The organism is Vibrio genomosp. F10 str. ZF-129 (assembly GCF_000287055.2).
Taxonomy (GTDB): Bacteria; Pseudomonadota; Gammaproteobacteria; order Enterobacterales; family Vibrionaceae; genus Vibrio.
On record NZ_AJYQ02000089.1, the window covers coordinates 134,914 to 154,743 of the forward strand.

Sequence of the window (19,830 nt, forward strand, 5' to 3'; positions counted from 1 at the left end):
ATGGCTTGGTTGCATAGTGCGAGAAAGCATTAGATTTGAATGACCTTGTGAGAGGTGGATCATGCTAAATGATAGCCAATTAGATACGTTCAATTTGCTCTAGGCGGTACTTTTCCCAACTCTTAATACTCTAACATTTTAGGGCTTAGTTCTAAACTTGAGCGACCTTCCCCGTAATTTCAATATGTTTTTCAACGCTAACTGGAAACTCTTCAGTGCTGAAAACTACTAACTTTTGCCCAGCTCTAGTCATTGCCACATAAAGTTTACGCATTGATTCTTGCAATACTTCCTCTCTTTCCGAATCGCTCAACTCTAGATTCTTAGGCTGGTTAATTATTTGACCACAACCAAGAACAAACACCGTACCAGACTCCATACCCGTACAACTATTAATATTAAGTAGTCTAATTTTGCTGCCTACGTTATCCGCTAATTCTTTGGAGTTGTTGTAGTTAATGACCTTATTTGAACCAATTCGTTTTTCAATGTCTTGCTTTAGCGCCCATGGATTATACTCTGGGCTGCATAAAACCATGATCTGATGAAGAGCGACTGTTCCCGACTGGACCAGTACTGCGAGTTCGTTCAGGAACCTCTTTTTCTCATCTTGAGCATTTCGAGAATATATAATTTGAGGTTTGTGTCCTCTTGCCATTTTTTCATAGTCAGGCTTCACGTAATCTTCGGGGTTTCCTTCTAGATCATCGAGCAGAGCGTTCGCAGCGACCATTATTTCATAAGTCGTTCTGTAAGAATGATTCAAGCGCTTAGTGCGCCCTCGAACATTCAAACCTACGCTCTTCCAACTTAAACGGCTTTTTAAGAAACCTTGGTTAGGATCAGCACAAATAAATAATTGTCCCCCCGGCGTCAATGAGCGTTTAATTAATTGTAACCAAGATGGCGCGAAGAATTGAGCCTCATCAAGCAGTATGTGATCAAACTGTTCAAGAGGTTTGTCTGATAGAGCCACTTCCTTGATATATAAACTCGGTAGGTATTTCTTAACCGACGACAACTGAGCAGAAAAATCAATATATAGCTGCCAAATATGTTCTCGCTGACTTTTTTGTAGTGCAAACCCACGACCTTGTCGATCGAATTCCAAGTACTCTTCTTTGTCTTTAATCAAATAGTCATTGATGTACTCTAATTCGGACCAAATCTGCTCATCTGTTAACGATAGTTGCGTGTAAGCTTCATTTTTATCACTTAAAACGGTCTTCTTTTCTTCTTTCATATGCGCATCGCCAAATACTGGCGTAACACGCTGATAGCTTTTTCTGTACTGCTTTAATGCAAACGAGTGAAAGGTGGCAATTTCAAGATTATCTGGTTTACCTTTAAGCCAAGTTTCGAACCTGTATTTAATATCTTCTGTCACTGGTTTATTATGTATCGCAAGAAGCACCTTTTTTTCAGGGTATTTCTTGCAATATAGAGCTGCTCGATTAATCAAAATCAGGGTTTTTCCACTGCCCGCAACCCCATTTATCAACCTTACAGAAATGTCTTCCTGATCTTCTTCTTCAGAATCAACAGACTCTACCATGTCTAGCCTGGTAGCCAATTCTTGATCGTAATCTAAAAAAAATGGGAGCAGCTTTGCGGTATTGTCTACGGAGGCTTTTCCTCGACGAGTACTACACTGCGCGGGAATAACCGACTCTGGAAAAAACGTGCGCTTGATTCGTGAATGTGAGTCGATTGTGAACTCGGTTAGTGCGGCGTGGATTAGCTTTTCACCACGCTCAATAAACGTTTTATTCTCAATTATTTGTACATAATCAGAGAAAGAACTATTAACTTGGAGAGAACCGTCAATTTGGAAAGTAATTTCTTCTTCCACAATCATATTATCGACGACAGCTAGATACTGAATAGGCTTCAAACCTAACGTCAACATCGACTCATTAAACTTCAACAATTTAGAAAGACTAATACTATCTGGTTTCTCTGAATGGACTCCAACAAACACCCAACTATTGCAAGGCCCCTCAATAATACAAGGAGCAACTTGTAAAGCCTCTAATAATGACTCACGAATAAAAAATTCGTCATTGAGTTTATTGAATACCTTTTTGAAATGACGTCGATGCTTGCGATCTAAGCCTGTAATCGTATCTATATGTGCCATTAATCTACTTCCACCTTATAGCAGTGACGAACCAGCGATTTATAATCTTCAATGTTTTTCCGCACCTTAGGATCATCCACCTGTTGCAACATGCCTTCTGGTATTTCGGGGCCTACAATAACCAACTTAGTCTGGGGTCTAGTAATGGCGACATTGAGACGTTCTGCTTGGAAAAAGAATTCAGCGATAGCGCTAATGTATTGCGGATCTGAGGAGCAGAATGAAACTATAATCATTTCCCGCTCTTGGCCTTGCATCCTTTCCACGGTATCCGTTACGACTAATTTCGCTCCAAATATCCCCAACTTATCCTGAAGACAAGACTTTAAAGCTCTAGCATGACCCCGGAACGGTGTAACGACACCTATCTCTTCAGCAGATAAACCCGCTTCAACAGCCGCGGTTATCAAATCGGCCACTAACGCCGCTTCTTTTCTATTTACACTTCGAGCATTGATCCCTGGAGTTTTAACAAATACAGAAGGTCGATCGTTAGAAAGGATATCGGAATACTTGTGAGGTTTTTTAGGTAGAGAAAACGATGACAGCGTTGGTGATCTTTTCGATTCTAATTCGCCCTTGTAATAACAGTTACTAGGCCATTCAGTTAGGGCTGGAGACATGCGATAAGTTTGGCTTAACATTACCGAAACCTTTTCATTGCCAAGAATCATCTTAGAGAAAGCCGAACTGTCCTCAAAAACGGATTGAGAAAGTATCACAGGAGGAAGCTGCTTATGATCCCCAACGAATACAAATCGACACCCTTTTCTCATTGCCATTAACGCCAATGGAACGGTAATTTGGCTGGCTTCGTCAAAAATAATAGTGTCAAATGTAAAGCTTTCAAGCCGCTCACTACAGGTAGCAAAAGGTGTTGCACCAATCACATACCCGGTATCCGGTATATCTTCCCATTTTGATGCGTATTCAAAATGCTTAACCTTGTCACTCAGTGATTTCTTACCGCCACTCGCACAAATTTTTGCAACAGGAACCCCTTCCTCTACAATTTTGTTGAGTGCATTATTAATCGCCATATGGGTATGAGAAGTCATGAAAACTCTCTGTCCTGCCTCGACAAGAAGCTTAGCGATAATACTAATAACTTTTGTTTTACCCGTTCCAGGAGGGCCTTGAATACACGCTAAGTATTTAGATGCGACACCAATCCCGACAGCATCACTCTGCTTTTCATTTAACCCACGAGATTCGGCATAATCAGCAGCTTCATCAAAATCTTCATCATAAATCGCTTCTGTATTTAATTGTCCGGAAAGCATAGGAAGCAGTACGTCTCTGCCGACTTTCGATGTTGCTACATCAGCCAAAGCTTTATCATAAAACGGTTTCAAGTCCATGCCTGCGGGGTCGGCATAACAACCTTCACTTAGTTGTGGAAGTAAGCTTTGATCTACTTTGACTTTGAGCAGCCACTCTCCCTCGCTTTCAGCCTCAATCGTTACTTGGTCAAAGACCTTATGATCACTTGGTTCACCAAGGTGCAAGCAAATCATGTCGCCTTCTCTAAAGCGTGATTCGTTATCGCCTAATACGACTTCCAGATGATTAGAGCCGGAATACCTTACTGACTCTATTCGTTGAGTTTCGCCTTTTAATAGTTTTTCTTTTAAAGGTTTCTTCCAAGTTTCTAGAAGATTTTCTATGCCAGCGTCGTGTTCTGCATACACAAAAGCTTGCAGTTCTTTTAATACAGGAGTGAGTTCCATCTAGCCTACCAACGTGAATCTGTACTCAAAAATGAGAATATTCATCAATACGAATAATATTACCTTATTTTTTGAACGGTCATCACGTCAACTACCCACTTCCCAAACTGTTAGTTACATCTCTTACTAGACGCAGATCATCACTTAAATTTACTGTATTTCATTGTACAACTGTGCAAAAAGGCTATTTATCATTTAGTAATACGGTGGCTATTCAATGTATTACAACAATACGAATCTAAATTGTGCAGCCCCTTATTTATAATTATTGAACATTCATCGATAAATCAGAATTTCAAGTTCTCTATGTCCTAAGCAACTATGCCACTACATCCGAACCTCTGAAGTAACCTCGAAACAGCTCAATATTTAAAAGACTACTTCAGAGGTGACTTTAAACGGTGGATTTTACAACACATCATGGGATCTCTTGGGACCCATAAATGGCTAAGAGCCTGATAAACCAAGGAATTTAAGACACAAAAAAGCCCACACTAGGTGGGCTCTTTCGTATAATGTGGTGCCCGCTACTGGACTCGAACCAGTGACACCTTGCATGTCATGCAAGTACTCTAACCAACTGAGCTAAGCGGGCATGCTTCACAAATCAATGTTAATCAAGATGTTACTTGAACTAACCTTTGCCTTGAGAACGAGGAAGATATTAACTATTCATTTGGCATGCGTCAACTGTGATATCGTATTTTTTATCGCAAACACGTTCGTTTGCCTACTTACTCAGCAAGTTGATTAACATCTCGTCACTCTCATGCCGTCGACCTTTGTTATCGTCAATGAATCTGAAGCTTAAATTGTTCCACATTGGCAAAACAATCGCGGATTTACTAATGGACAAGAAATATCAGGATCAGTGAGGTACACAGTTTCTGCTCAGTTTTGTTCATTTTTCGTGTTATTTTTCTTGCACATAGATATAAATCCAATTGCAAATCACCCTTTCTGCTTAGCAGAATGAATGCATTTCAATACACGTCACAAAAATGTGATATACATTCCAATACTAATTGCATATACCTTTAAAGTAACTATCATTCAGATTCGATCGAATAAAGATAAAACTGCTAGGAACCTTCATGGACGTGGATGCGTTAAGCAACTCACATAAGCTTCGCGCTGTTGTACTCACTTGGCTTAGCTTAGTACTGGCGTTTGGATCTTTGATCTTTGGTGCTTATAACTTTTTCATTTATAATGAAATTCTTCTAGCTAGCTGCCACTTGGTTTTTTCTTTTTACTCATTTTACCTCTTTTTCTTAGCAAAGCAGTTTCGTCACTCATACCGTTCAATTATTGTTTTCACCTCTATGCTAGCGTTCATTATTAGCTTAGCCACGTCCATATTGCCCTTTGAAAACGCGATTTTTGTGTGGGGCAGCTTTGTTCCCGTTTTCTTTTATCTTCTATTAGGAACCAAGCAAGGTTGCATAAGCACCGTGGTGTTTTTTCTGATTCAAACTGCAATCATTACAACAAAATCCAGTTTTGAGTCGGCATCCAGCAACAGCATGCTCGTACTTAATGTTACCGCTTGTTATCTCGCCGTTTGGGTCACCGCTCATATATTTGAATCAAATAGGAAAAAGGCAGAGACAAAGTTGTCCTTGCTCGCATCAAAGGATTCACTAACGAACACTTATAACCGCCTAGCTTTGACCTACCAGTTTCCTAGCCTGCAACGAGCCGCCAATGCCCCACTAAGCTTACTCATACTAGACATTGACTTCTTTAAGCAAGTTAATGATCGTTTTGGTCATTCTACTGGCGATAAAGTTCTCATTGAAGTGGCTAAACTGCTTAGGGATACGATTGGGGAGTCTCAGGTGTTTAGAATTGGCGGAGAAGAGTTTTGCTTAACACTCCCCCACACTGACTTGTTTCAAGCGGAGCGTTATGCTGAAGCAATTAGAGAAAAAGTAGCGTCGCATTCGTTTACTGCTTTGCTTCCTTCCATTAAGGTAACGGTTAGCATCGGTGTTTGCGAGTGTAACCCAGTTGTCAGGCTAGAAGATGTCCTTAAGAAGGCGGATGTCGAATTATATCGTGCGAAGAAAAATGGCCGTAATCAGGTGATGGTGTGCTCCGAGCAAAAACACAGTGCGTTATCTTCCGTACCACTCGCGGCCAAGCTTGATTAATCCTTAATCCTCAAAAACCACATTATAGTTTTCAGTATAAGTACACTGCGGCTGGCGGCTACACGTAAAAAAGCGGCGACCTTTAAACTCCCCTTGGTTAGCCACTTTCACGACCATTGGGCTTCCGCATTTTTTGCAAAAACGGATTTCCTTGTCTGGTTCAATCAAATCTATGTGTGCGGCTAGCAAACGTCTTAATCGACCGACCTGATAGCTGTGTTTAATCGAGGTGCCTATCAATGGAATACTCGCAGACTGACAGACATGCATAAGTAGCTTCTGACGGTCCACTTTCCCTTTATCGAGTTCTCGGCCATTATCCAGTTCAATCGCTACTCGAACCTCTAGAGAGCGAGGATCACAGATAACAAAATCGAAGTAACTCTTTGCGATACGATTATTAGCGACAAACCAATTCTTTTTATCTGTCGCGACAGGCGTTAAAACATTAGACAGATTCACTTTAGCTAAAACGATACCATGTTCACCGACGGCTGCGACCAATGCATTGTATACCGCACTTTCTTGCACGCTAAGGATTGCCCCTTTACGCTTATAGGCACTGTCTTTTATGCTCTCATTTTTTACTAGTCGCTTTTGTACAAAAACAAAAAACACAACCAAAAGTACGACAACTATGAAAATATTTTCCATTGCTACTTAAACTCTCAAATACGGTTAACTTATTAATTAATAAACGAAGTTGGCTGAAAGTGCCATTTATGTTGCTAATAATGGGAGATCAGCAATACTTCTTGTTTTCATGAAAATCACTGAATGTATGTCTTATTTGATCTGTATCATTCCCCACTTAATTGTGATCAATTATCGTATTAATTGTTACACAAGTGTAAGGGTTAAATTTATTATGGAATTGAAACAAGATCCTCGTTGCTACACGGATGTCTGTGTCGATGGTTACTGGTATCACTACGATCACTGCACCACAAGAGCTTACGTATTGAAAGGTGGAAGTTCTCCTGAACTCATCTTGTCGAAAGAACCCAAGACCGAAGCTGAACTGATCTCTTTACTAAAGGGCATAGGAACATAACCCCACATAACAAAGCCCTATGCATAAAATGTATAGGGCTCTTTCAGGTAATACCAATCACACTTACTTAGACCGATAGGTAGAACACAGATTCATTGTGCTTGGTTTATGTTTTCTACAATTAAACCCTTTTAGAGCGACAACCCTTGTGCACTGTTATACCGCTACGAAAATACGTATTTATCCATCATAGAGACCATTTTACCAATCTCTGGTTTGGTTATCGTATCATTTGCGCCTAATGCCAGGGCTTTAGAGCGGTTGTCTTCGCTCATTAGAGAGGAAAACATGACAATAGGTGTTGCCGAATAAGCCGGTGTTTCTCTCAAACGTTTAACTAAATGCATACCATCCATTCTTGGCATTTCTACATCAGTAACCACCGCATTGATAAGCTCATCGACAGAGATATTTTCACTCGCCGCAACTTGCGCTATCTCCATCAATTTTTCGTGGGCTTCTCCGCCATCTTTACACGCAATAATATTGTACCCAGACGATCCAAGGGTATCTTGAATAAGACTACGAATAAACGCTGAGTCATCAACGACCATGATAGTCTTAGCGTTACGCTTGGTGACAATTTTCTGGTTCAAATCGACCGAGCGATCAACCGTCACATCGTATTTTTCCATACTAAGCTCAGGGTTAATGTCCGCGATGATTTTTTCAAAATCCAAAATCATGATCAGATTACCGTCTTTTCTGACCACAGCCACCACGCAATCTTGCTCGCCAGCTTCTAAAAACTGACTCGGAGACTCAACATCATTCCATGAAATACGATGAATACGGCTGATACTGTCAATAAGGAAGCCATTGGTCATGCGATTAAAGTCAGTCACTATGACAAACTTTTTCTCTAATTCAGCTTTCGTGGGTACACCTAACCAACCGGCTAGATCAACCAAGGGCGTCAATATATCGCGGGAAGAAAAAACACCAACCATATGAGGCTGGGCGTTAGGGTAGTCTGTGGTATCGGGCACTTGAATTACTTCACGTACTTTCGCAACGTTTATCCCGTAGTAGCACGTTTTAGTGCTCCCATCAGGCAACTGCTTTTCCAAATGAAACTCAATAATTTCAAGTTCATTGGTACCACTCTCAGTTAAAATTGTACTGCTGCTCTGGCTCATGCTGTCACATCTGTCTTCAAAGTAGAATTATTGGTATTTATTAATAATAGCATCGTATTGGTTAATACCACTGTCATTAATACTAGTTTTAACCTTATCAATAGCTTGTTGCAACTCATCAATAAGGTTTGTATCGACATCTTTGTTGAAAGCATAATAAAGCTCGCCTTCTTTCAATACGCAAATTGCAATACTCAGCGGTAAATGATACCGATTAAATGGAACAGACGATGTCGAAATCATCCACTTTGACCCTGCTCATGACATCCAACCTTTCGCCATATTCTCTCATCGTCGGCTCAAAATTAAACGTTCCTAATACTGCTACTCTAACATCGTTTGATCGTTAGAAATCTATGTCGAACAAAGTTGATTATCGCATGAGTTTTTTATAGCAACGTTCTGGCCTTCCCACTGTTCCATAGTTTAGGTCTGCTTCTAATTCTCCGGAGCTGATCAAGTATTCAAGATAGCGTCTAGCCGTGGTTCGGCTTGCTCCGATACTTTCACCGGCTTCATCCGCCGTTAAACTCGCGGGTTGCAAAAACAAATTTCTAATTTTGTCTAACGTAACACTATCGATACCTTTTGGCAGTCGTTGGGCACTGTTTTCCGTCGTGTTCGAAGATTGCAGCATTTTATCGACTAAGTTTTGATTCAAATCATCGGCGTTACTGAGTTCACTTTTCTGTACATGATATTTTTTAAGTGCGGCTTCGAGACGAGGAAACATAACCGGCTTGAGTAAGTAATCGACTACGCCTCCACGCATTGCTTGTTGCAACGTATCCACATCTCGAGCGGCCGTGATTAAAATTACGTCACAACCTTGATTACTGCCTCGAACACTGTTCAAAATATCTAAGCCAGTACCATCAGGTAAATACACATCAAGCAGCACGAGATCAGGCTTCAATAACCCTAACTGAAGTTCTGCTTCAGCTTGAGAGGTCGCAATACCGACCACTTCAAATCCATCCATTTGTGAGAGATATCGATGATGAAGTTCAGCAATCGCTATATCATCTTCAATGATCATAACTCGGGTTTGCTCATTCATCTCTTTTCATCCTTCGGCAGATAAACCGTCATTCTTGTTCCAAAATCTGTATTTTCCATCATTTCCAATTGACCGAAATATTTTAGTGTCAGTTGATTCACTAAATGCAGGCCAACCCCTCTATTTTGACTCGCTTTCGTAGAGACACCTTTTTTTAGTAATTCATTTCTTGTGACATGGCTGGGGAAGCCTATGCCTTTGTCTATTACTTCCAATATGATTTCACTACCATAATCACTCACAGAGACCTCAATGCTACGTCGGTCATTTTGGTCCTGTAATTCAAACTCTCCCAGAGCAGACATAGTGGCATCAAAAGCATTATCGATGAGGTTACCTAATATCGTAACGACGTCACTGGCGTTAACTCGATCAGGAAGCGCTTCCAGTCTTGATCCCTCTTCCACGACAAGCTCTAGACCAAGCTCTCTTGCTCGCTCTGTTTTTCCCAACAACATACCGGCGATCAATGGATCTCGAATGGTTTCTCGCAAAAACTCAATCAAACTTTGATAGTGAGCGGTTTCTTGCCCTATCAGTTTTTGGACCGAGTCGAGTTCACCCATTTGTACCATCCCACTGATCGTATTCAGTTTATTGCGGTGTTCATGAGTCTGTGAACGCAGCATTTCAGCGTACGCTTTGGTTTGAGACAGTTGTTCACTCAGTTCATTAATTTCGTCGCGTAATCGAAAACTCGACACGGCTCCCACAACAACGTCATCCACAATAATTGGGCTACGGTTTGCAATTAACCTCTGATTATTAAGGAAAATATCGATATCGTGATCGCTTTCACCCGTTTCCAGTACAATCGCAAGGTCACTGTCGGGCAACACTAAAGCTAACGGTTTATTCAGCGATCGCTCTTTATTGATACCTAGAATGTCACAAGCACTTTTATTGATTGACCTTAGGTTTCCTTTAGCATCTATGCCTAAAATCCCTTCTTTAAGGGTACTCATTGTCACGTCGAGCTCAACGTACAAACGTCCAATTTCTTCAGGTTCAAAACCAAGAATAGCTCGTTGGAAGCGGCGAGAGATGTAGCTTGAAATAATAGCATTAGCAATGACAACTAAAAGCGCCATAAGTAACAAGAAAGCTAAGAATGGCTCGATACGATCTTCTAACCTATCGATAAGATAGCCGACAGAAACGACCCCAATGATATTTCCCTGCTCATCGAGAACTGCAGATTTACCCCGAACAGAATAGCCTAGCGAGCCTTGTGCAAATGAAATATAAGACTCACCACTTTGTAAAGCTCGATCGTTGTCTCCCCCTTTCATAGGTAAACCAATGCGCTCGTCTACCGGGTGAACCAATCGAATGCCATTTCTATCGCCAATGACGATGAACGCCGCACCTATCATGGTAGTAAGGTCACGAAATCGAGATTGATTATCAATGCCTTGTTCAGAGATAACCTCAATGACATAAGGAGACTGAGCCAAAAACGAGGCTACACCCAATGCTTTTAGCCCCATCTCCTCTTCTTGGGAATGCTTTATATAAACAAACCCCGCGGCAACAAGAATAAGGAGCTCCAGCAACCCCGATAATGTCATGATAATTAGCATTCTTTTTCGAAAACTAATTCTGCTCCACTGCATGATGGTACTCCCTTCTATTATCGATAAAAATAACACTAACTTAACAATAGTAATGGAATACTCTCTAGATATGTGAAGATAGCGGCTAGAAAAACTATTGATTGACCAAAGCGAGAAAGTGAGCCTCTGAGCTAAAGAAACAATACTCAATCATGGGTATCAATATATATAAAACTAAATGCATTTAAAATTTTGATCTAAATCAAACCACATTTAGGTTATTTTTTGTACAAACCAATTAGTGCGAGTATAATTGATTGAGGTTTACTCGATGCGATTAACCTGAAAAAGTACGATTAACCCAAAAAGAACAATGTGACCATGACATCGAAAGCTTACAATAACTCTTACTCTGCTTTCGATGGCACAAACGTTATCCGGCTAGGATAAGTTCAGAGGAAAGAGTGATGAAAAAGGATGTTTTTGGGATTTGTCTTTCAAAATCCATGCTGTCAAATAATTTAAATACCACTTTTACCCATGTTAGAGCGTATCAATCGCTAGAACAAAACAGGGATGTAAAAGTAATGCAAGCTTATCCTCAACTATCAGGTGAGGAAGTTCTGAGTACGATGAGGGAATCTAAAGAGCTGCTATGGAGAGCGGAGTTTAGCTGTCACGCCATGAAATGATCGACATACCAATTTCTATTATTGATTTCCATTGGTGACTGGATCTCTACTTAAGCAGGCCTTCCTCTTCTTGGGGAAGGCCTTTGTTTTTCTAATTGGGCTTTTGGTGTATTCGATTGTTAAGATAGTTCACCCACTGACTATGCTCTTCTGTTGGCTCTTGTTTCTCGGCTTGAATAGCAAACGTCAATGCTAGATCAAATTCCGATAATTGATATGCCGATTGAGTCATTGCCGACAGCATCGATACACTGAGATCAGCGTTTGGAATATTACTCATCTCATCGAGTACTCGTTGAAATTCTCGTTGGCTCAATAACAATTGCGCGGCATTCCAATGGTACTTCTTTTGCCAATGGTACTGCTTTTCAATTTCTGCGGCTAATTGCCAATACCGAACGGATTCTTCCCAATGTTTCGCTTGCTGTAAAAACTGTGCTTGTCTAACAATGTGATCCACATTCGTTAAAGCATCATCCAAAAGCGCAAGGCTTTCAGCCGCTTTAGCCGGCATGTTTTGATTAGCGTAAAGTTGAGCAAGTAGCGTTAACTGTTGTGAATTGGTTTCAATACCCTGTAGCTTAGACAGCGTTAGAATCGTTAACGCATTATCGACCCGCTCTTTTCGCAGTTCGACACTTACCCACTGCTGCCACCAGCGACTATTGTTAGGGTCTAATTCTACTAACCTTTCTAAGGTTTCTGAAGCGTTATCCCAACGCTCACGTTGCAATTGAGCACCTAAGCGAAGAGACAGAGCTGCAACATCGAGAATTCCACCGCTTCGCTGATACCTTTCAACAGAAGACAGCACGTCTTCCCACTGCTCTAACTGGTAATAAGATTGGCTTATACGAAGCCAAATCAGCGCTCGTTCTGGTTGGTTCGTCTGCTCTGTCTCCACGAGAGTATGGTAGTAATGGATTGCTTTCTTGTATTGCCCCTCAGACAAATACAAGTCAGCCAACATTCGAACGCCACTTGCGTGTTGCGCTTTACTGAGCACGCCACTGTCTACAGAAAATTTCAGTGCATTAATCGCATTATCTGGCTGGTCATTCTGCCAATAAAAAGCCCCCAACATACGCGCAACGAACGCTTGGTCGTACTCTTGTGACGTTGAGATAGATTCCAAACGTGAAATGGCTTCATCAAGCTTCCCATTTAGGGAATCGGCATGCGCCTGCTGCACGCGCTGCGCTGTGTACTGACTTAATTGATTGGCAAAAGCTGGCTGGATGGTTGCGAGCCCAACCAGCATAACAAAGCGCACCAGTACTTGGGTTATTCGTCTGGTTATCTTAATCTTACGCATTATTGAGAAAGCCTAAATTCCAATTTGACGGATTGTCCATGCTGAACAACACTCGCCTGGTTCACTATTTTCGGTTGATACTTCCAACGCTTGAGCGCCTGAACCGCTTCTCGTTCAAATTGCCTTGGAGGCTTACCCTCAACCACGACAATATCAAAGGGTTTCCCTAATTCATCTATCGAAAAGTTCATGATGACGTGCCCTTCCACGCCTCTTCGCAATGCTCTTGATGGATAGTTTGGTTCAACCCGGTGCAGCGGCATAGCCTTTTGATCCATCGTTGACTCCCCCGCCGTGGGAGCAGGAAGTGATATTTCAATGCCTTTAACCGATGATGCCAAATCGATCGAGGGCATCTCAATCGAGAGGCTGGTTGCTTCTAGTGAAGATACCGCGGCCGCCTGCGTAACGGGTTTGGATAAAGCCGTTGCAGGGGGTGGCTCTATAGGCTCCGGTGGTTTCGGTACAGTTCTCTTTCTTCGCTCTGTGATTGATTCACTCTCCACCATGATCATATCAAAACGTAATGGGGAAACTTGATGAGTATCTGGTGCATGTTTTGGGGCAACAATCCACGCCATAAAACTGAATAGCCCAACAGTCGCGACCAACGCAATCGGGGTCGCCATGATAAGACGTAACATTAACGTTTCTCCATCAACATCTATCCATTAACGTAATCCATTAATGTTTCTCAGCTGCCAGTGCGATGCTTTGAATTCCAGCACCTTTAGCCGCATCCATCACTTTAACAACGGTGCCGTTGTAGGCTCTCTCGTCAGCTTGGATAACCAATGACGCGTCGTGCTTATCAATCAGAAGATGCTCTAAAGTCGCCTGTACACGCTCGATATCGACAAGGCGTTTGTCGATGAAAATATCATTGGCTGATGTAATCGCAATGAACACACCCGCGTTATTCTGGCTCACCGCACTAGACGCTTGAGGACGATTCACCTCAACACCAGATTCTCGAACAAATGAACTGGTTACGATAAAGAAAATTAACATGATGAAAACAATATCTAGCATCGATGTCATATCGATATGGGCATCCTCTTGTTTTGCATGGCGTCTGCCTAATCTCATTGATAGATCCTCATCGATAACTCCTTAATGACTTTTCCAATTTAAGCAACGCATAGTGACTTCTTTTCGTTAAACGAGAATGTATGAATACCCCGGCGAGAGCGGCGACCATTCCTGCCATCGTCGGTAAGGTCGCAAGAGAAATACCAGACGCCATCAGTTTGGGGTCGCTACTGCCTTGATTAGCCATGACATCAAACACCGAAATCATTCCCGTGACCGTGCCTAACAACCCTAGCATTGGGCATATCGCAACCAGTACTTTAATAAAATTGATGTACTTAAACAGCGATATTCTCGCTTGAGAGATCCAACCGTCACGCATCGCCAATGCATACCAGGAAGCGTGATCATTTCGCTGTTGCCAAGCTTGTATCCATTTCTGTTTTTCTTTGGGAAATACCCACAACAAAAAATAAAACCGTTCAACGACAAATAGCCAGGTTAGAACAACGACAACAGCAAGCCACCAAAGGACCTGCCCCCCTCGGTTCATAAAGTCCAAAATAGAATCAAGATCCAACGTCGCGAGCAGACCTGTCATCATGCTGCACTCTTAGCCACTAGGTTCACGCAACCGCCATCTTGTTCGGCCTGCCCAGCCACAAGTCCAATGCCTTGTTTCTCCAGAATGTTACGGATATTTTCCGCTTGAGTACTCAAGATATTGTGGGCAAGTAGCAAGGGCATAGCCGCGACAAGTCCTAGAACTGTGGTTACGAGTGCCATCGAGATCCCACCCGCCATAACTTTCGGATCACTGTTCCCAAAGTGTGTAATGACCTGGAACGTTTCAATCATCCCAGTGACCGTACCTAATAAACCCAACATCGGGGCCAACGCAGCAAATAACTTTAAGGTGGAAAGGCCCTTTTCGAGGTGAGTTTGCTCATCGACAACGGCCTCCAGTAAACGCAACTCTAGGGCTTCAACTGTTCGGTTGCTGTCTTTTTGATACACAGAAAGAACCCGCCCTAAAGGGTTATTACTGATTTGATTTGGGTTTCGTAGCTGCTTACGTATTTTGTACTGTGTGCTCGCTAGGACAACTCCGCGATAGAGAGCTATCACAAGGCCAATCGATAGAAGCCCTAGAATGATTTTACCAACCACACCACCCGCTTCAATACGATCTTGCAATGATGGTTCTAGCTCCTTCTGGGCCAAAATAATACCCCGTGAAGGATCTATCGACCAGATGCCACCACCACTCTCAATATTCTTAGTGCCCACATCGTTCTGAACAAAGCTCTCAAGAGCCAAAACGCTTGGTATTGATTTGGGCTGGTTGGAATAATAGGAAGCATGCTGGCGGGCACTGTTCCAGTTCAAATACCCTTGTTCACCGACAAGCGCAAAGGATCCCATTCTGTACGCATCTTCTGTATTCACCTGCCCTTCAATTGTCAATACAGGCACTGTGACCTTGGTAAGTTGAGCGCTCGCACGAATTTGTTCATCCATACTTAGCCACAAGCCTCTTAGCTCAGCCATTGATGGTAACGCTTGTGCATCAATAATCGCATCAATCGCTAGTGAATACTGGTTAGCATCAATAGCCGTCACTGAGTGATTAATCTCCGGTTCCACTTGCTTTGTTACCTGACGTACAACACCAAATAATTCACCTAAGCTTCCTGCTTCTAAACGGAGTTTTTCTTCTAAACGAGAAAGTGTCTCTTCGTTGCGGCTAAACGTCAGCGTAAGCTCATCGGTTAGCTTTTGTATGTCCGCTATCTTGGCTTCCAGATCTTTTTTTGACGCTACTAACTTCGCTTCTGTTTGAATAAATTGACGCTGACGCGCTTCTTCTTCGCGCTTTTGCTTCAAGTTATCAGCCTTCGCTTGCTCCACCAATTGTGGTGTAGCCTTGGCGGATGCTGGCATAAAAGCAAATGACAACCCTAGGGCGAGTGAAATCGTTAGAACGAGCGTTTTCATTGGGCCACCTCATCTGCTTGTGGTTTGTCGGCCGGTGAATGTGTTCCAGATGAATATGTTGTAGATGAATATATTGCCGATGACGGTTTTAACGCCACATTTTTAAGACCCGTAGTATCAAAAGTGAATGGCAATGATAAAAGACTCGGCGGTGATTGATTGTTCGCTACTCGATACGCTTCATCAAATCGGGCGTTGTTTGACGTATCAAGTGCATGCCAGCGATTTGTTGATCGATTCCATGACCAATATTCAGATCCGGAACGATTCCTGGCTATGAGCGATATTCGACCCAAATAAAGCAGTTCAGCTTCGATACGCTGCGTATCGGAAATCGATATTTGATCACGATAAACGCCAAGCTTTGTGCCATAGTCAAGCTCAATTTGATAGGCCTCTAGAATCCGGCGATATTTTTCAGCGTCGCTGACATTGGACTCGCTCATCATTGATGTCAGCGATGCCACGCGCTCAAGTCTCGCATTTTGTCGAAGCGGGATATCCTCTTCAACGATCTGATTGAGGCCGTCTAACATTTGATACATTAGCGGGATGACACCTTGTCGAGTATCTTGTATTTGTTCAATTTGAGCTTCAAGGCTGGCCGCTTCTTTCTGCTGATTGTCGACCATGCTAGATAGGTGATTTCGATATACTCTTAGGTTTTCGAACTCTTTTTGTAGGATTGCGATGTCTGCTTTTAAAGCCTGCGAAGATGCGTAACTTTTATCAATGACCGTTTGGCTATCGCTCAAATGTTGATGGGTCTGGTTTTGAATGGCTTTTGCATCAGACAAACCTGTCGCAAAGGCTGAGGATGACAACAGTAATGTCACTGTACATGTACACACTTTAAGAAATTTCATAACCTAATTCACTTTGTTCCATCTGAGTTGTTTCTTCGTTGTCGTTTTCACTACGCCCCCTATCAGTATCTTACTCACTGGCTGTCTAATGAGAACGGACGGCCAGCTGCTAGAAGAAATCATAAGCCACTGATTATATAAAGCTTATAAACATCTAGCGGAAAAAACTAACCAGCCTAGACTCTTTCTTAATACATGTATAAAAGCACATTATTGGTAAGGCTAAGGATACAGCGCTTGCTGTAGTGAAACAATCATCTAACGATTGCGCATTATACTCACAACTATGCGAATGACAATTATTATCATATGAGTAATTTCGACAAAGTTGAAAGATTATTAATCGTTCAATCAGAAAAGGGAGAACCGTTCTTATCACTTCCGGCAACATCAAAATATAGAATAAGGCACTGGTTTTACTGAGTTTTAATACCCCCTTTCATTGAATCAATATTCAAGGTCTATCTATTAGATTAGTTGAGAACACAGAAGCCCATCACACATGTATCAATATACGCTTGGCTTATCTGCTCAGAATTTGCTAGGTTTAAAGAACATAGTGATTGGAAAGGTATAAATATATGAAAGTAAATGTTCAAACACATCATGTATCCATTAATGAAGACTCACGTAAAGAAATTGAAAGTAAATTCGATAAGATAACAGCTCACTTTCCTCACCTGATAAGCTGTGACATCATCATCACTAAAGAGCACGGTACGCACGAAGTCGAGATTTTCACCAATTATGAGGGTGTAAGAATTTCAGCTAAATCCACAAACGACGTCATGTACCCTGCTATCTCTGCGACCTTAAAAAAACTCGAGACTGGGCTGCGTAATCGTAAAGGGCAACTGAAAGCGGATCTACACGAAAAACCAACCAGCACCAAGCCTGAAATAGCGTCAGATATTATCCAAGAAATGAAGCTTGTTTAATCATAGATAAGCCACCGGTTTCCATAAAGCCAGCAATATACTGCTGGCTTTTTCAGTTTTATACTCGTCTAAACGTCGATGCGCCTATGCCTACCCATATATGGTAACAATGGACGAGTACCAGTAATGAACATGTAACCGCAATTAACGAGGCATTATGGATAAAAACATCAAAGATAAGTGGGACAGTTACCCAGCCAATATAGCCCCTGTTATTTGCCGTCTCAGAGAGCTCATTCTACAAGTCGCTAAAGAAGAAGACTTAGGTACGGTTGAAGAAACATTGAAATGGAATGAACTCAGCTATAGCGTCACATCAGGTAGTCCGATTCGCCTAGACTGGACGTTGAAAACGCCTCACCATTGTTATGTGTATTTCCATTGCCAAACAAAGTTGGTTGATACGTTTCGCGAGTTATATGACGGTGTGTTGCAATTTCAAGGCAATAGAGCCATGGTAATCGCGATCAAAGAATTATACATTGAGGACTCTTTACCTGAGACTCAAATCAAACACTGTCTAAAATTGGCGCTGACTTATCAAAAAGTCAAACATCTCCCACTGCTCGCGCCTGATAACGCTCATTAAATAGGATGTCTTCATGAATTACCCTAGCAACACAATACTTAGTGAATCCTTGGAAACAGCCTATTTTTGGGATACTCATTCAACCAAAGTGAAATATGAAGGGCAAACAGCGTTAGAAGTGTATTTAACCGTTGCCAAAAACACCCCAACCTGGGTGGCTAAACTGATGTCTTTACGCAATCAAATCGTCTCTAAATTGGGATTAAAGCATCTCGGAAGTATGGACGAATTTGACCATAGCACTCCCAGTGACCACTATAAAGTTGGCGATATGATCGGTATTTTCAAGTTGGTTTCTAACAGCGACTATGAGGTCGTATTAGAAGACTGTGACAAGCACCTAGATGTCCGTATTTCCTTCTTAATTGATCCCGATGGTAATGGGAAAAATAGTGATGAAGCCGTTGTCCATGCAACGACTGTCGTGCACATCAATAACGCTTTTGGCAAGGTCTACATGTTCTTTGTTGCCCCTGTCCATAAACTCATTGTCCCTAGTTCATTAAAACAACTGGCACGATAACCATTCTCTAAAGAACTAATTTTGGTGGGGAGCGAGTCCCCAGCACATCATCCGCGGCGTCGTGCGTGGAAACCTAAAGGCCGCCTAAGAAGTTTGACGCTCAGATACATCAGAAAATCACTCACTGCCATGCGTACTCACTTAGCGACTCAAAACCGTGTGCGAGTGCTATTGTTGAAACCAACGCAGTTTTTCATGCAATTGAGTCACGCTACCGACGACAATTAATGCTGGACTCTTTGCGTGCTTTGATAGGTCAGCGAGCTCGCCCAGTGTTCCAGTCAGTACTTTTTGCTCTTTACGTGTACCATTCTCAATGATCGCGCAAGGTGTATCTGTCTGTAATCCATGTTCCATAAGATTCTTTGCAATATGAGGGCACTGTTTTAAGCCCATATAAAACACCAAGGTATTATTGGTTTGAGCAAGTGACGGCCAATGAATCTCTGTACCGTCTTTTTGAATATGACCCGTAATAAATTGAACGCTTTGAGCGTGATCTCTGTGGGTTAGCGGAATGCCAGCATAGGCCGTCGCGCCAGCTGCTGCCGTAATACCCGGAATGACCTCGAATTGCACATCATTGTCAGCCAGCTTTTCAAGCTCCTCGCCACCTCGACCAAAAATAAATGAATCACCGCCCTTTAGCCGAACAACGTGCTTACCTTCTCGCGCTTTATCAACCAATATCTGATTAATTTGATCTTGAGGGACATAATGAAAATCGACTTTTTTACCAACATAGATCATTTCCGCGTCGTCTTTGGCGATAGCGAGTATTTCAGGTGACACCAAACGGTCATACACAACCACTTGAGCCTGAGCGATGGCGCGGTGCCCTTTTACTGTTAACAGGTCTGGATCACCAGGCCCTGCCCCTACTAATGAAACAAAACCGACATCATGTGACTGGGTATTTTTTGGGGTAGGCTCGAGTAATGGTTCGCTCGGTTGAGATACTTCTGACATGCTGTGCTCCGATCTTCGATCCGTCTCGTCGAATCGCTTTTATTAATATGAGACTTTGTTCCTTAAGTCCCTA

Annotated in this window: 20 protein-coding genes and 1 tRNA gene; 6 read left to right on the forward strand and 15 right to left on the reverse strand. The window is 42.2% G+C overall.

The features are described 5' to 3' along the window. Positions 1-151: 151 nt before the first annotated feature. From A1QO_RS09440 to A1QO_RS09450, 3 genes are all read right to left on the reverse strand, one after another. Entirely contained in the window at positions 152-2,140 is a 1,989-nt protein-coding gene (locus A1QO_RS09440) for a UvrD-helicase domain-containing protein (protein WP_017034222.1), read from the reverse strand. Further along, the gene (locus tag A1QO_RS09445) at positions 2,140-3,870 is read right to left on the reverse strand and encodes a DEAD/DEAH box helicase (RefSeq protein ID WP_017041227.1); all 1,731 of its coding nucleotides are present in this window, start codon (positions 3,868-3,870) and stop codon (positions 2,140-2,142) included. Before A1QO_RS09445 ends, A1QO_RS09440 begins: the two co-directional genes overlap by 1 nt. 518 nt (positions 3,871-4,388) lie before the next feature. Then, positions 4,389-4,465, reverse strand: a tRNA-Val gene (locus tag A1QO_RS09450). A gap of 499 nt (positions 4,466-4,964) precedes the next feature. On the opposite strand from A1QO_RS09450, the gene A1QO_RS09455 reads away from it, so the two are divergent. Next, the gene (locus A1QO_RS09455) at positions 4,965-6,026 is read left to right on the forward strand and encodes a GGDEF domain-containing protein (protein ID WP_017034220.1); all 1,062 of its coding nucleotides are present in this window, start codon (positions 4,965-4,967) and stop codon (positions 6,024-6,026) included. Positions 6,027-6,029: 3 nt separating this feature from the next. Here A1QO_RS09455 and A1QO_RS09460 read toward each other — a convergent pair whose 3' ends face one another. Continuing rightward, positions 6,030-6,680 (reverse strand): DUF2726 domain-containing protein, encoded by a 651-nt coding sequence (locus A1QO_RS09460; RefSeq protein WP_017034219.1) that lies wholly within the window; start codon positions 6,678-6,680, stop codon positions 6,030-6,032. 214 nt (positions 6,681-6,894) lie between these two features. On the opposite strand from A1QO_RS09460, the gene A1QO_RS09465 reads away from it, so the two are divergent. Next, positions 6,895-7,080, forward strand: coding sequence for a hypothetical protein (locus A1QO_RS09465; protein ID WP_017034218.1), 186 nt, complete (start codon positions 6,895-6,897; stop codon positions 7,078-7,080). A 164-nt stretch (positions 7,081-7,244) separates the two neighbouring features. Here the strand turns inward: A1QO_RS09465 and A1QO_RS09470 are convergent, their stop codons facing one another. The 4 genes from A1QO_RS09470 to A1QO_RS09485 form a co-directional block, all read right to left on the reverse strand. Then, positions 7,245-8,219: a chemotaxis protein gene (locus A1QO_RS09470; protein ID WP_017034217.1), complete on the reverse strand. Its 975-nt coding sequence runs from the start codon at positions 8,217-8,219 to the stop codon at positions 7,245-7,247. Positions 8,220-8,246: 27 nt separating this feature from the next. Further along, positions 8,247-8,462, reverse strand: a complete 216-nt coding sequence (locus tag A1QO_RS09475) for a hypothetical protein (protein WP_017034216.1) — start codon at positions 8,460-8,462, stop codon at positions 8,247-8,249. A 130-nt stretch (positions 8,463-8,592) separates the two neighbouring features. After that, on the reverse strand, positions 8,593-9,279 hold the full coding sequence (locus tag A1QO_RS09480; RefSeq protein WP_017034215.1) for a response regulator: 687 nt from the start codon (positions 9,277-9,279) through the stop codon (positions 8,593-8,595). Further along, a complete protein-coding gene (locus tag A1QO_RS09485) occupies positions 9,276-10,895 on the reverse strand; it encodes an ATP-binding protein (protein WP_017039132.1) in 1,620 nt (539 codons plus the stop codon). Before A1QO_RS09485 ends, A1QO_RS09480 begins: the two co-directional genes overlap by 4 nt. Before the next feature lie 407 nt (positions 10,896-11,302). Between A1QO_RS09485 and A1QO_RS09490 the strand changes: the two genes are divergently transcribed. Further along, positions 11,303-11,527 carry a hypothetical protein gene (locus A1QO_RS09490; protein WP_017034213.1) on the forward strand — a complete coding sequence of 75 codons (225 nt, stop codon included), beginning with the start codon at positions 11,303-11,305 and terminating at the stop codon, positions 11,525-11,527. A gap of 91 nt (positions 11,528-11,618) precedes the next feature. On the opposite strand, the gene A1QO_RS09495 is transcribed toward A1QO_RS09490, so the two are convergent. From A1QO_RS09495 to A1QO_RS09520, 6 genes are read right to left on the reverse strand one after another with little or no spacing between them, the layout of a single operon-like run. Then, positions 11,619-12,842 carry a tetratricopeptide repeat protein gene (locus tag A1QO_RS09495; RefSeq protein ID WP_017041228.1) on the reverse strand — a complete coding sequence of 408 codons (1,224 nt, stop codon included), beginning with the start codon at positions 12,840-12,842 and terminating at the stop codon, positions 11,619-11,621. Beyond that, positions 12,842-13,486: an energy transducer TonB gene (locus A1QO_RS09500; protein WP_017034211.1), complete on the reverse strand. Its 645-nt coding sequence runs from the start codon at positions 13,484-13,486 to the stop codon at positions 12,842-12,844. The genes A1QO_RS09495 and A1QO_RS09500 overlap by 1 nt, the downstream gene beginning before the upstream one ends. Positions 13,487-13,526: 40 nt before the next feature. After that, the gene (locus A1QO_RS09505) at positions 13,527-13,931 is read right to left on the reverse strand and encodes an ExbD/TolR family protein (protein ID WP_017039134.1); all 405 of its coding nucleotides are present in this window, start codon (positions 13,929-13,931) and stop codon (positions 13,527-13,529) included. A gap of 10 nt (positions 13,932-13,941) precedes the next feature. Beyond that, positions 13,942-14,478, reverse strand: coding sequence for a MotA/TolQ/ExbB proton channel family protein (locus A1QO_RS09510; protein ID WP_017034209.1), 537 nt, complete (start codon positions 14,476-14,478; stop codon positions 13,942-13,944). Next, a complete protein-coding gene (locus A1QO_RS09515) occupies positions 14,475-15,872 on the reverse strand; it encodes a MotA/TolQ/ExbB proton channel family protein (protein ID WP_017041229.1) in 1,398 nt (465 codons plus the stop codon). Before A1QO_RS09515 ends, A1QO_RS09510 begins: the two co-directional genes overlap by 4 nt. After that, positions 15,869-16,738, reverse strand: coding sequence for a DUF3450 domain-containing protein (locus A1QO_RS09520; RefSeq protein ID WP_017041230.1), 870 nt, complete (start codon positions 16,736-16,738; stop codon positions 15,869-15,871). The genes A1QO_RS09515 and A1QO_RS09520 overlap by 4 nt, the downstream gene beginning before the upstream one ends. 581 nt (positions 16,739-17,319) lie before the next feature. On the opposite strand from A1QO_RS09520, the gene hpf reads away from it, so the two are divergent. The 3 genes from hpf (at position 17,320) to A1QO_RS09535 (ending at position 18,788) form a co-directional block, all read left to right on the forward strand. Beyond that, positions 17,320-17,676: a ribosome hibernation-promoting factor, HPF/YfiA family gene (gene hpf, locus A1QO_RS09525; RefSeq protein ID WP_017034206.1), complete on the forward strand. Its 357-nt coding sequence runs from the start codon at positions 17,320-17,322 to the stop codon at positions 17,674-17,676. A 157-nt stretch (positions 17,677-17,833) separates the two neighbouring features. Beyond that, positions 17,834-18,265, forward strand: a complete 432-nt coding sequence (locus A1QO_RS09530) for a DUF1801 domain-containing protein (protein ID WP_017041231.1) — start codon at positions 17,834-17,836, stop codon at positions 18,263-18,265. A 13-nt stretch (positions 18,266-18,278) separates the two neighbouring features. Continuing rightward, entirely contained in the window at positions 18,279-18,788 is a 510-nt protein-coding gene (locus A1QO_RS09535; protein WP_017034204.1) for a DUF2867 domain-containing protein, read from the forward strand. 168 nt (positions 18,789-18,956) lie between these two features. Here A1QO_RS09535 and cobA read toward each other — a convergent pair whose 3' ends face one another. Continuing rightward, a complete protein-coding gene (gene cobA / locus A1QO_RS09540) occupies positions 18,957-19,757 on the reverse strand; it encodes a uroporphyrinogen-III C-methyltransferase (protein ID WP_017041232.1) in 801 nt (266 codons plus the stop codon). Between the last annotated feature and the right edge of the window lie 73 nt (positions 19,758-19,830).

Bases quoted from the DNA above. Each gene is read 5' to 3' on its own strand.
- A1QO_RS09440 (WP_017034222.1), bottom strand. From the start codon at position 2,140: ATGGCACATATAGATACGATTACAGGCTTAGATCGCAAGCATCGACGT.
- A1QO_RS09535 (WP_017034204.1), top strand. From the start codon at position 18,279: ATGAATTACCCTAGCAACACAATACTTAGTGAATCCTTGGAAACAGCC.
- A1QO_RS09510 (WP_017034209.1), bottom strand. From the start codon at position 14,478: ATGATGACAGGTCTGCTCGCGACGTTGGATCTTGATTCTATTTTGGAC.
- A1QO_RS09460 (WP_017034219.1), bottom strand. From the start codon at position 6,680: ATGGAAAATATTTTCATAGTTGTCGTACTTTTGGTTGTGTTTTTTGTT.
- A1QO_RS09530 (WP_017041231.1), top strand. From the start codon at position 17,834: ATGGATAAAAACATCAAAGATAAGTGGGACAGTTACCCAGCCAATATA.
- A1QO_RS09515 (WP_017041229.1), bottom strand. From the start codon at position 15,872: ATGAAAACGCTCGTTCTAACGATTTCACTCGCCCTAGGGTTGTCATTT.
- A1QO_RS09455 (WP_017034220.1), top strand. From the start codon at position 4,965: ATGGACGTGGATGCGTTAAGCAACTCACATAAGCTTCGCGCTGTTGTA.
- A1QO_RS09505 (WP_017039134.1), bottom strand. From the start codon at position 13,931: ATGAGATTAGGCAGACGCCATGCAAAACAAGAGGATGCCCATATCGAT.
- A1QO_RS09480 (WP_017034215.1), bottom strand. From the start codon at position 9,279: ATGAATGAGCAAACCCGAGTTATGATCATTGAAGATGATATAGCGATT.
- hpf (WP_017034206.1), top strand. From the start codon at position 17,320: ATGAAAGTAAATGTTCAAACACATCATGTATCCATTAATGAAGACTCA.
- A1QO_RS09520 (WP_017041230.1), bottom strand. From the start codon at position 16,738: ATGAAATTTCTTAAAGTGTGTACATGTACAGTGACATTACTGTTGTCA.
- A1QO_RS09500 (WP_017034211.1), bottom strand. From the start codon at position 13,486: ATGTTACGTCTTATCATGGCGACCCCGATTGCGTTGGTCGCGACTGTT.
- A1QO_RS09490 (WP_017034213.1), top strand. From the start codon at position 11,303: ATGAAAAAGGATGTTTTTGGGATTTGTCTTTCAAAATCCATGCTGTCA.
- A1QO_RS09465 (WP_017034218.1), top strand. From the start codon at position 6,895: ATGGAATTGAAACAAGATCCTCGTTGCTACACGGATGTCTGTGTCGAT.
- A1QO_RS09470 (WP_017034217.1), bottom strand. From the start codon at position 8,219: ATGAGCCAGAGCAGCAGTACAATTTTAACTGAGAGTGGTACCAATGAA.
- A1QO_RS09495 (WP_017041228.1), bottom strand. From the start codon at position 12,842: ATGCGTAAGATTAAGATAACCAGACGAATAACCCAAGTACTGGTGCGC.
- A1QO_RS09475 (WP_017034216.1), bottom strand. From the start codon at position 8,462: ATGATTTCGACATCGTCTGTTCCATTTAATCGGTATCATTTACCGCTG.
- A1QO_RS09445 (WP_017041227.1), bottom strand. From the start codon at position 3,870: ATGGAACTCACTCCTGTATTAAAAGAACTGCAAGCTTTTGTGTATGCA.
- cobA (WP_017041232.1), bottom strand. From the start codon at position 19,757: ATGTCAGAAGTATCTCAACCGAGCGAACCATTACTCGAGCCTACCCCA.
- A1QO_RS09485 (WP_017039132.1), bottom strand. From the start codon at position 10,895: ATGCAGTGGAGCAGAATTAGTTTTCGAAAAAGAATGCTAATTATCATG.